Genomic DNA, 3,446 nt, shown 5'->3' on the forward strand with positions numbered 1-3,446 from the left:
CGCGCCGACGGTGGCATGCGGCGCGGGCGCGCTGCGGCTGACGCGGCTGCAACGCGCCGGGCGCGCAGCGACCGACGCCGCGGCCTTCCTGCGCGGCTATGCGCTGCCGCCGGCCACGGTGCTGGCGTGAGATGCCGCGCTACGCGCTGAAGCTGGAATACGACGGCACACCCTTCGTCGGCTGGCAGCGCCAGGCGGAGGGTCTCTCCATCCAGCAGGTGGTGGAGGCAGCCGCGGCGCCGCTGAACCGTGGCGAACCGCCGACCGTCACCGCCGCCGGGCGCACCGATGCGGGCGTCCATGCCGAGGCACAGGTCGCGGATCTTCTGCTGGCCGCCGACCTGCCGCCCGAGCGGGTGAAGGAGGCGATCAACGCCCGCACCGCGCCGCATCCGGTCGTCGTCCTCGCAGCTGCCCGCGTGGCGGAGGACTGGTCGGCGCGCTTCGCCTGCATCGGCCGCGGCTACCGCTACCGCATCATGAACCGCGCCGCGCGGCCGGCGCTGGAGGCCGGGCGGCTGTGGCACGTCAAGCGCCGGCTGGATGCGGCCGCCATGCACGAGGCGGCGCAGATGCTGCTCGGGAAGCACGACTTCTCCGCCTTCCGCGCCGCCGCCTGCCAGGCGAAGTCGCCACTGCGCACGCTGGACCGGCTGGAGGTGAGCCGGATCGGCGAGGAGGTGGTGATCGTCGCGGAGGCACGCAGCTTCCTGCATCACCAGGTGCGAAACCTGGTCGGCACGCTGGTGGAGGTCGGCGCCGGCAAGCGGCCGGTGACCTGGCCGCGCGCGGTGCTGGACGGGCGCGACCGCACGAAGGCCGGGCAGACTGCGCCCGCGGAGGGCCTGGTCTTCCGATTCGCGCGCTACGAGCCGGAGCCCGACTGGTCCTGAGCGTCACACGAAGCGGCGCGGGATCAGCCCCTTCTCGCGCGCTTCGCGCGACAGCTCCTCCCGGAAGTCGGGATGGGCGAGGCTGATCAGCGCCGTGGCGCGCTCCGCCACCGATTTCCCCTTCAGGTTGGCGATCCCGTATTCCGTGACGACGTACATCATGTCGGAGCGCGGCGTGGTGACGATGTTGCCGGGCGTCAGGCTCAGCACGATGCGGCTGCGCCGCGCGCCGCGCTTCTCGTAGGTGGAGGACAGGCAGATGAAGGACTTGCCCCCCTCGGAGGCGTAGGCGCCGCGTACGAATTGCAGCTGCCCGCCGGTGCCGGTCAGGTGGCGATGCCCGTCGGATTCCGAAGCCGCCTGGCCCTGCAGGTCGATCTGCGTGGTGTTGTTGATGGCCACCGCGCGCGGGTTGCGCATGATCGCGTCCGGCGCGTTGGTCCGGTCCACCGGCAGGCAGAGGAAGTCTGGGTTGCGGTCGATCGTGTCGTAGAGGGCGCGCGAGCCGAGCGCGAAGCTGAACGCCACGCGCCCGGGATGCAGCGCCTTGGCGGCGCCGGTGACCTGCCCTGCCCGGTAGAGCTCCACCAGCCCGTCGGTCAGCATCTCGCTATGGATGCCGAGGTTCCGCACGCCGCTGTCCAGCAGCACCGCGCAGACGGCGTTGGGCATGCCGCCGATGCCGATCTGCAGGCAGGCGCCGTCCTCGATCTCGGCGGCGATCAGCCGGCCCACGGCGCGGTCCACCTCGGTGGGCGGCGGGTTCGGCAGTTCGGCCGCGGGGCGGTCGTCGCCGTCGATGATGAAGTCCACCTCGCTGCGGTGGACGCCGTTCTGCTCGCCGACCACGTAGGGCAGCCCACGCGTGACCTCGACGATGACCACGCGGGCCCGCTCGATCACCGCGCGGTGCCAGAGGTTGGCGGCGCTGAAGTTGAAAAAGCCCTGCTCATCCGCGGGACAGGCCTTGATGACCGCGATGTCCACGCGGTCGATGAAGCGGCGGTAGTAGTCCGGGATCTCACCGAGGTTGCAGGGGATGTAGTGGCTGAGGCCGGAATCGTGCTTGACGCGGTCGTAGCCCGAGAAGTGCCAGTTGAACCACTGGAAGTGCGCGCCCTCCGGGTCGGCCTCCAGCACCGCGCGCGGCCGCAGCGAGAGGCAGGCGCGGATCCGCACGTCGCGCAGCTCGGCCTTGCGGGCCGCGAGCGCGGCATCGAAGACATCGGGCTGCAGCAGCGTCACCCCGTAGTCGAGCCAGTCGCCGGACTGCACCAGCGCGGCGGCCTCGGCGGCAGAGATATGCCGCGGCGTCTTCTGCCCCATCGGATCCCCCCGGCGGGCCTTGCCCGGCCCGGCCTGGGTCAGCCCGGCCGCGCCCGGTCGCCCCGAACGGCGGAACAATGCCTGGGGCGGCGGGATTCGACGAGTTGGGAAAGCGCCGCCTGCGCGTTCCGGACAAATTCCCCGGGCCCGGGCGTCGTGGCGGGCGCGGTTCACCCCGCGGCGGAAAGAACATAACACAAACAATCCGTTAAGGCCACGCACATCAGCGCCCTGCGCCCGATCTGACCGTCGCGCCCAGCGCGGCCGCAGCTTGACGCACGACGCGGCAGGATGGTCCGGTTCGGGAGACGGAACGATATGGTCCGCCCCAATGGCAGGAGGATCAGAGGTGCGCCGCACGCTCTTCCTGGTCGTCTTCATGGCGCTGTTCGGGGCGGCCGCGTCTGCCTTTGCGCAGCCGGGCGCGCGCGTGGCGCTGGTGGTCGGGAACGGCGCCTACCAAGCCGTGCCACGGCTCGCCAATCCAACGCGGGATGCGGAGGACGTGGCGCAGGCGCTGCGCGGACTCGGGTTCCGTGTGCAGTTGCTGCGGGATGCCACGCGGGCCAGCCTGGAAGCCGCGCTGCAGCAGTTCAGCCGCGACGCCACCGGGGCCGAGGTCGCCGCCTTCTTCTTCGCCGGACATGGCATCGAGGTGCAGGGCGAGAACCTGCTCATCCCCGTCGATGCCCGGCTGACCACCCTCACCGATACCGACTTCCAGACCGTGAAGGTCGCGTCCGTGCTGCGGGCGATGCAGGGCGCGCAGGCGCGTCTGCTGTTCCTCGACGCCTGCCGCGACAATCCCTTCGCGGTGACGCTGCGCTCGGTTGCGGGCACGCGCTCGGTCTCGCGCGGGCTGGGGCGGATCGAGACGGCGGATCTCGGCACGCTGGTCGCCTTCGCGACCGCGCCGGGCACGGTGGCGGCGGACGGAACCGGGCGGAACAGCCCCTTCAGCGCGGCGCTGGTGCGCCACCTCGGGGAGCCGGGGCTGGACGTGCGGCAGGTTATGACGCGGGTGCGCCGCTCGGTCGTGCAGGCGACCGGCGGGCAGCAGGTGCCGTGGGACAATTCGTCGCTCGTGGCGGATGTGGTGCTTCGGCCGGCCGGGGCGGGCGCGCCGGCGCCGGCCCCGGCGGCCTCCACAGCGGTTCAGGCAGCCGCGCCGGCCGCCGTGCCGGGCGGAGCTGGGCAGTGGGGACCGACGCGCGCGGTGGCGGACCG

The 3,446-nt window shown here is 72.3% G+C and carries 4 protein-coding genes; 3 read left to right on the forward strand and 1 reads right to left on the reverse strand.

What is annotated here, in order from left to right; all coding sequences use genetic code 11:
* Positions 1–10 precede the first annotated feature (10 nt).
* On the forward strand, positions 11–130 hold the full coding sequence (locus OZN99_RS27835; RefSeq protein ID WP_408611960.1) for a hypothetical protein: 120 nt from the start codon (positions 11–13) through the stop codon (positions 128–130).
* A gap of 1 nt (position 131) precedes the next feature.
* Positions 132–893, forward strand: coding sequence for a tRNA pseudouridine(38-40) synthase TruA (truA, locus tag OZN99_RS27840; protein ID WP_270938475.1), 762 nt, complete (start codon positions 132–134; stop codon positions 891–893).
* A gap of 3 nt (positions 894–896) precedes the next feature.
* Here truA and OZN99_RS27845 read toward each other — a convergent pair whose 3' ends face one another.
* Entirely contained in the window at positions 897–2,219 is a 1,323-nt protein-coding gene (locus OZN99_RS27845) for an acetyl-CoA hydrolase/transferase family protein (protein ID WP_270938476.1), read from the reverse strand.
* Positions 2,220–2,568: 349 nt separating this feature from the next.
* On the opposite strand from OZN99_RS27845, the gene OZN99_RS27850 reads away from it, so the two are divergent.
* On the forward strand, positions 2,569–3,446 hold an 878-nt coding region (locus OZN99_RS27850; protein WP_270938477.1), incomplete at its 3' end, for a caspase family protein.

The organism is Falsiroseomonas oryzae (assembly GCF_027856955.1).
Taxonomy (GTDB): Bacteria; Pseudomonadota; Alphaproteobacteria; order Acetobacterales; family Acetobacteraceae; genus Falsiroseomonas; species Falsiroseomonas oryzae.